Annotated in this window: 7 protein-coding genes; 3 read left to right on the top strand and 4 right to left on the bottom strand. The window is 64.7% G+C overall.

Annotated features, from left to right (window positions below; all coding sequences use genetic code 11):
* Positions 1–860: S-methyl-5-thioribose kinase (gene mtnK / locus EOA60_RS12675; RefSeq protein WP_128311429.1), on the bottom strand; the 860-nt coding region annotated here is incomplete at its 3' end.
* Between the two features lie 137 nt (positions 861–997).
* On the opposite strand from mtnK, the gene EOA60_RS12670 reads away from it, so the two are divergent.
* From EOA60_RS12670 to EOA60_RS12660, 3 genes are all read left to right on the top strand, one after another.
* Complete coding sequence (locus EOA60_RS12670; protein WP_095823873.1) at positions 998–2,509, top strand: sugar ABC transporter ATP-binding protein; 1,512 nt, start codon at positions 998–1,000, stop codon at positions 2,507–2,509.
* Positions 2,510–2,587: 78 nt separating this feature from the next.
* Positions 2,588–3,583, top strand: a complete 996-nt coding sequence (locus EOA60_RS12665) for an ABC transporter permease (protein ID WP_066989394.1) — start codon at positions 2,588–2,590, stop codon at positions 3,581–3,583.
* A gap of 40 nt (positions 3,584–3,623) precedes the next feature.
* Positions 3,624–4,676, top strand: a complete 1,053-nt coding sequence (locus EOA60_RS12660) for a substrate-binding domain-containing protein (RefSeq protein WP_066988974.1) — start codon at positions 3,624–3,626, stop codon at positions 4,674–4,676.
* Between the two features lie 58 nt (positions 4,677–4,734).
* Here EOA60_RS12660 and EOA60_RS12655 read toward each other — a convergent pair whose 3' ends face one another.
* The 3 genes from EOA60_RS12655 to EOA60_RS12645 form a co-directional block, all read right to left on the bottom strand.
* Positions 4,735–5,811, bottom strand: coding sequence for a D-alanine--D-alanine ligase family protein (locus tag EOA60_RS12655; RefSeq protein ID WP_095823872.1), 1,077 nt, complete (start codon positions 5,809–5,811; stop codon positions 4,735–4,737).
* Between the two features lie 11 nt (positions 5,812–5,822).
* The gene (locus EOA60_RS12650; RefSeq protein ID WP_095823871.1) at positions 5,823–6,443 is read right to left on the bottom strand and encodes a hypothetical protein; all 621 of its coding nucleotides are present in this window, start codon (positions 6,441–6,443) and stop codon (positions 5,823–5,825) included.
* A gap of 216 nt (positions 6,444–6,659) precedes the next feature.
* The coding region (locus tag EOA60_RS12645) for an SDR family oxidoreductase (RefSeq protein WP_128311427.1) at positions 6,660–7,153 on the bottom strand (494 nt) is incomplete at its 5' end.

Below are 7,153 nucleotides of genomic sequence, written 5' to 3'. Positions count from 1 at the left end.
CTACCTTTCTGCTCATGGCCCCGCTGCGAGAAGAAGGCCATCCAGAAATTGGCGAGCAGCATGCCGACGTCGAAGGCGATCGGGCCGTAGAAGGCGAATTCCGGATCGATCATCCGGGTCTCGGTGTCGGTCACCATGATCGAACCGGAATGCAGGTCGCCATGCAGCAGTGTTTCGGCATTGGCGGCGAATAGGTGCTTGAGCCGCTGCGCCTCGACCTTGAGGTCGCGGTCGGCGCGCAATTCGGCCACCAGGCGGTCGAGCTGCGGGCTGGTGTGCCGGTTCATCTCGGCGTCGAAATAGGGATCGGAGAACACCAGGTTCTCGGTGATGTCGCAGAGCTCGACATTGTCGGCGAACAGCGCGAGATCGGCCTTGCGCTCTTTTGTCGGCATTGAGAGGTCCGAGCCGCGGAACAGCGTGCGGGCCATGAACAGGCCGATGTCGCGCGCAATGTTCGGCAGCTCGCGGCCGTCGATCAGCGCGCGACGCAGGATGATGTAGGGCGGCGCCAGATACTCCATGACAATAAGCGCCTGGTCCTCGTCGAAATAATAGATCGCCGGCACCGAGCCTGGCGCTCGGCGCTGTTGCCTCGTCAGCGCGTGATACTCGAAGAAAGCGCGCTTCAAAGGCAGCGGCCAGCTGTCGCCGACCAGGCGCACATAGGGCAGCGCCTGCTTGACCACCGCCGCGCCCTGGTCGCCCTCGACGATGAAAACGAGGTTCAGATTGCCGTCGCCGACCTCGCGTACTTTCCAGTGGCCGGCGTCCTTGCCAATGCGCTCGGTCAGCGCCGTGGTCTCGCCGAGGCGCTGCGGCAGCGTCTCCACCGACAATGCTTCGAACTTCCCGGTCATCCTCTCCCTCCTGCGCGTGGTGTCCCACGATAACGGAGCCATGGCGGCCGGGCCAAGCTAGGCAGCGCTCTGGCAATTGTCAATCGTGTTGACAATTGCCGAGTGAGCCCATAGCGTCATGGATCAGGGAGGAACGAATGGGCGCAGATGCCGTGTTCCGTGTGGGCGGCCTGAGGAAATCCTTCGGCCAGAACGAGGTGCTTGGCGGCATCGCGCTGGATCTCTATGCGGGCGAGGTCACCGTGCTGATGGGCGCCAACGGCGCCGGCAAATCCACCCTGGTCAAGATCGTCAGCGGCGTCTACGCGCGCGGCGGCGGCACGATGCGGCTCGCCGGCCAGGCCTTCGATCCCGGCTCGCCGGCAGAAGCGATCCGCGCCGGCGTCGTCACCGTTCATCAGAACATCAATGACGGCGTTGTCGCCGATCTCGACGTCGCCACCAACCTGACCCTCGACCGGCTGAGCGGCAAGGGTGCATCGCTGCTGTTCAAGCCCGCCAATGTCCGCGTCGAAGCCAGGACCGTCGCCGACCGCATGGGGCTTACGCTCGATCTTAAGGCACGTGTCGCGGACCTCTCGCTCGCCGATCGTCAGATGGTCGCGATTGCCCGCGCCATGGCGCACCAGCCGAAAGTGCTGATCCTCGACGAGCCGACCTCCTCGCTGTCGAGCGCCGAGGCCGACCGGCTGTTTGCGCTGATCGACAGGCTGCGCGGGCAGGGTGTCGCGATGCTCTATATCTCGCATCGCATGTCCGACATCAGGCGCTTGGCAGACCGCATCGTCTCGATGCGTGACGGCGTCGTCTCCGGCGTGTTCGACCGGAAGCCGCTCGACTATGAGGGCGCGGTCAATGCCATGCTCGGCCGCAAGATACTGCTCGACCGCGTCATTGCCAGAAGCTCGGCGCGCGCGGTCTTCACCGCCCAAGGCCTGCAGCTGGCGCCCGGCGCCAGACCGATCTCGATGACGCTCGGCGCTGGGGAGGTGGTGGCGATCACCGGCCTGGTCGGCGTCGGCAAGACGGCGCTCGCCGAAACTTTGTTCGGCGTGCGCAGGCCGCTCGCCGGCACCATGCATATGGACGGCAAGCCCTACGCACCGGGATCCGCGCGCGAGGCGATCGCTGCCGGCGTCTTCCTTGTGGCCAAGGACCGCGCGATGAGCGGCATCGTCGGCGGCTTCAACATCGAACGCAACATCAGCCTGCCGTTTCTCAAGCGCATGTCCGGCTTCGGCGTCATGAAGAAGCGGGCAGAGCGGGCTGCCGCACGCCGCCAGATCGACGAGCTCGGCATCGTCTGCCGCTCCGAGAAGGACGAGCTTTCCGCGCTTTCGGGCGGCAACCAGCAGAAGGTGATGGTGGCGCGCTGGATGTCGCAGGCCTCGCGCCTGTTCATCCTCGACGAGCCGTTCCAGGGCGTCGATATCTCGGCTCGGCGCGACATCGCAACCAAGCTCAGGGCGAGCGCCGATGGCCGCGCCACACTGCTCTTCGTCACCGAGATCGACGAGGCCCTGGAGACCGCCGACCGCATCCTGGTGATGTCGGAGCACGCGATCGTCGGCGAGCACAGGAACGATGACATCGATCTCGATCGGCTGCTGGCTGAGGTGGCCGGCGGGCCGCTCACCAGCGCGGCGTGAGATCGTATGGATGACGAGACTTGGAGTGCAGGCATGAGTTCCAGTTTGGCGGAGAGGGCAGCAGCGCGGGGGCGTTCGATAACATTGCGCGACTATGCGATCCGCTATGGTTTCATCATCCTGCTGGTCGGGCTGATCGCCTATTTCGCGATCGCCGCCGACGGCTTCGCCTCGCCGCAAAGCGCCGTCTTCATCTTCCAGTCGGTCGCCATCACCGGCGTGCTGGCACTCGGCGTCACCGCGACACTTGTCGTCGGCGGCTTCGATCTGTCGATCGGCTCGGTCGCCACCAGCGCCATGATGGCGGCTTCCTATGCCATGGTTGTGCTGGAGCAGAACGCCGTCGTCGCCGTCATCGCCTGCCTCGTGATCGGCGCGGTCGTCGGCCTCATCAACGGCTGGCTCATTGTCTACATGCGCGTGCCGGATCTGCTCGCGACGCTCGGCATGATGTTCCTGCTGCTCGGCCTGCAACGCATTCCGACCGAAGGCCGCTCGATCGCCACCGGCATGACGATGCCCGACGGCTCGGTCGCCAACGGCAAGTTCTCGGAAGCCTTCCTGGCGCTCGGCCGCCACCGCATCGACTTCTTCATTCCGAACCTGATCCCGGTCTCGGTGGTGGTGCTGGTCGTGCTCGCCGCGCTCATCTGGTTCTTCCTCGAATACACCCGCTTCGGCCGCATGATGTATGCCGTCGGCAGCAACGAACGCGCCGCCGAACTGGCCGGCGCGCCTGTCAAGGCATACAAGATCTGGGCCTATGTCATTTCGGGAGTTTTTGCCTCGATCGGCGGGATTTTGCTCGCTGCCCGGCTTGGACGCGGCGATATCGCCTCGGGTAATAATTTGCTGCTCGACGCAGTAGCGGCGGCGCTTATCGGCTACGCGGTGCTCGGCGCCGCCAAGCCGAACGCTTTCGGCACGGCCGTCGGCGCGGTGTTCGTCGGCGTCCTGCTGCAGGGCCTGACGATGATGAACGCCCCTTACTACACGCAGGATTTCGTCAAGGGCGCGGTTCTCGTCGTCGCCCTTGTCTTCACCTTCGCCCTTTCCGGCAGGGGCAAGAGATAGTTTCGACCGGGGCATTGAGAACAAAACGGAGGAAGACGAAGTGAGCATCACAAGGAGACTTTTAGGGAAGGCCGCACTCGGCCTCGCGGGCGCGGCGCTGCTCATGCAGGGCACAGCATTGGCGGCGGACCGTCCGGCGCCATTCGACAAGCCGGGCGTCAAGATCGCGCTGGTGCGCTATCTCTCCACCGGTGACTTCTTCCAGGCCTATCTCTCCGGCGTCGAGGCGCAGGCCAAGGCGCTCGGCGTCGATCTGCGCGTGCTGGACAGCCGCCAGGACGCAGCGCTCCAGGCCGACATGGTCGACCAGGCGATCGCGCTCGGCGTGCAGGGCATCATCATCCAGCACGGCCTGACGGAATCGATGAAGGACGCCGCCCAGCGCGCCGTCGACGCGGGCATCAAGGTCGTCGCCTTCGACGTCAATGTCGAGAACCCGAAGATCCCGCAGATCGAGCAGTCCGACCGCGATCTCGCGCGACTCGCGCTCGAACAGGCGGTCAAGGACAATGGCGACGCCTGGAAAGCCGGCTATGTCTATGTCGCCGGCATCGCCCCGCTCGACCGCCGCAACGAAACCTGGGTCGACGTGAAGAAGAAACATTCCGGCATCAGCGAGGTCGCCATGTTCGGCACGCTCGACAATCCGATCGCCAATTCCGTCGCCAACCAGGCGCGCTCGGTGCTGCAGGCGCATCCCGATATCAAGGTGATGTTCGCGCCTTACGACGAGTTCGCCAAGGGGGTGAAGATCGCCGTCGACGAAGCCGGCCTGAACAAGGGCATCAAGATCTACTCAGCCGACATATCGACGTCCGACATCGCCGCGATGCGCGAGCCGGACAGCGCCTGGGCCGCCACCGCCGCCACCAACCCGGCAGTCGTCGGCCAGGTCTCGGTGCGCGCGCTGGCGCAACTGCTCGCCGGCGAGGATCCCGGCCACAACGTCATCGTGCCGCCGACGCTGATCACCCAGAAGGAACTTATCGACAAGGACATCAAGAACATGGAAGACCTGTCGGCCAAGCTGCCGCAGTTCGCCCATGCCGATGTCGCCATGCCGGCCTGGATGCCGAACCCCAACGCCAAGTAGGCCACGCGCCTGAAGGCAAGAGCGGCTCTCGGGCCGCTCTTTTTATTCCCGGAGTCGCTCAGGTAGATCGGGCGGCACGCGCCAGCCCATGCGCCACCAGCCGGTCGATGACTTCCGGGTAGCTGATGCCGCTTGCCGCCATTGCCTTGGCGTACATGCTGATGTCGGCGAAGCCCGGAATGGTGTTGAGCTCGTTGATCAGGAACGTCATGTCCGGTCTCACGAAGAAGTCGACGCGCGCCATCGCGTCGCAACCCAGCGCGCGAAACGCCTTCGCCGCCGTCTCGCGGATCTCGCCTTCGATCGTCTCGGGCAGTTCGGCGGGCACCTTAAGTGCTGCTCCATCCTTATCGATATATTTGGCGTCATAGCTGTAGAAGCCGTGGCTTTCGGACGGCACGATCTCGCCGGGACGGGAGACGAAGAGGCCACCTTCCGTGTCCTCAAGCACGCTGCATTCGATCTCGCGGCCGCGGATGAATTCCTCCGCCAGCAGCTTGCCGTCGTGCCTGAAGCCTTCGGCGAGCGCTGCCTGATAGCCCGTTTCGTCGGAGACCTTGCTGACGCCGACGGAAGAGCCCTGGCGGGCCGGCTTGATGAAGACCGGGAGTCCGAGCGCCTGCTCGATCTCCGCGAAGCCAGGCGCGGCCTCGGGCAGGATGGTGCTGGACCGTGCCGTGGGCAGGCCGGCCGCCTTCAGTAACCGCTTGGCGATATCCTTGTCGAGCGCCGTGGCCGAACCGAGAATGCCGCAGCCGGCAAGCGGCACGCGCGCCACCTCCGCCAGTCCTTGCGCGGCGCCGTCCTCGCCATGGAGACCGTGCAGGACGGGAAACAGAATGTCGATCGCGGGCAACTCGTAAGGCGGCCCTTCGGCCGGAACGGCCAGCATTCGGCCATGCCCGCCGGGCACCAGACAGACCTCCGCTCCGTTCGACGGTGTCGCCAGCGCGCCGTCCTCGAAGCGGCTGAGCAGCCATTGCCCTTCGCGGGTGACGAAGATCGGAACGGCATCGTACTTCCCCGGCTCCAGCGCGCCCATGACATTGTTCGCCGAAAGCACCGACACGTCGTGCTCGGCGGACCGCCCGCCAAAGAGCACGCCAATACGCAGTCTTTTTTCGGCCATCGACATCTCCACAATGCTCAAGGATCAGAAACCGACGGCGATGCCGCGCCGGGCAAAAAGCGGTCGAAACTGGCGAGCGGTAGCGTGACGTCCGCCTGGCTCTGCCTGACGTGTCCCGAAGGGTTGTGGAAGCGGATTTCGCCTGGCGAGGCGGCCGTCACCAGTACCAGATGCCCGCCTTTCGACGGCGGCTCGCGCTCGGGCCAGCGGATGCCTGGATGAACCGAGGCGATGAAGTAGCGCCACTTGCAAAGCAGACCGGGCACCGTGGCCGCATCGACATTCGTCATCGTCTCGGCGAACAGGCCGAAACGTTCGCGCACGAACCGGACGAAGGGCTCGTAGATCAGCCCCTTGATCGTACCGTCGCCTTCATTGACGACATAGCCGCCATAGGCCGTGCAGGCGCGGGCGAGCTCAAGCGTCGGATGAATTTCGCCGCGCGCGGCAAGGATCATCTTCAGGCAGGCCATGCCGCAGACATTCACGGCCCAGCGTGCATAATCCTCAATCGTTTCGGCTCCGGAATTGCGCCACAGCGGGTCGCGGTGCAGAGCCGATGGTCCCTCCGCCAACAGCGGCAGAGTCATGCCGGGCGATTCCCACTGGCTGAAATAAGGCACTTCCCTGGTTTGCATAGCGGCTCCAGCTTTGTGTCCCGCAAGCGAGGGGCAAGGCACCCCCTTAAAGCTGTTCGAGCAATAAGCAAAAGATTTGCGCGGATTTTGACCGGTTGGAGCAGTTTTCCAGCAGACGTGAAATGGGCTTCAGTCCTGACCTGGGTCGCGACACGGAGAGAGTGGTCCGTCGTTCTGGGAAAGCGACGGGCCGCTCAGGGAGATCTCCTTGTTTCTTCAGCGCAGCGCCGCGGCAATATTGCCGCCGTCCACCGTCGTCACGTCGGCCGTGGTGCGTTCGGCCAGTGCCTGATGCAGGAAGGCTTGCGCCACGTCGTCGGCCGTCACTTCCTGGCCGAGCAGATTGCCGGACATGTATTCCTTTTCCGAGACACCGCGCGCGCCCGAGCGGCTGGCAATCATGGCGTCGGTCAAAAGCCCGGACCGGATGCGGTCGGCGTTGACCGCGTTCGAGCGGATGCCGTAGGCGCCGTAGTCCAGGGCATACTGGCGCGACAAAAACAGCGTCGCCGCCTTGGGAAGGCCGTAGGCGCCGAATTTCGGCCCGGGATTGACCGCCTGCTTGGAGGTGTTGAACAGCAGCACGCCGCCCGTGCCCTGTTCGAGCATGATGCGCACCGCGTTCTGCGCCGCCGACTGGTGGGCGAAGAAGTTGAGCTCGAAGCTCCTGCGCAGCAGCGCGTCGTCGATTTCGCCGATCCGGCCTTCCC

This window comes from Mesorhizobium sp. M1A.F.Ca.IN.020.06.1.1, from assembly GCF_004023265.1.
Taxonomy (GTDB): domain Bacteria; phylum Pseudomonadota; class Alphaproteobacteria; order Rhizobiales; family Rhizobiaceae; genus Mesorhizobium.
The sequence above is the reverse complement of the archived record's forward strand: the minus strand, read 5'-3'. Positions and strand labels throughout refer to the sequence as shown.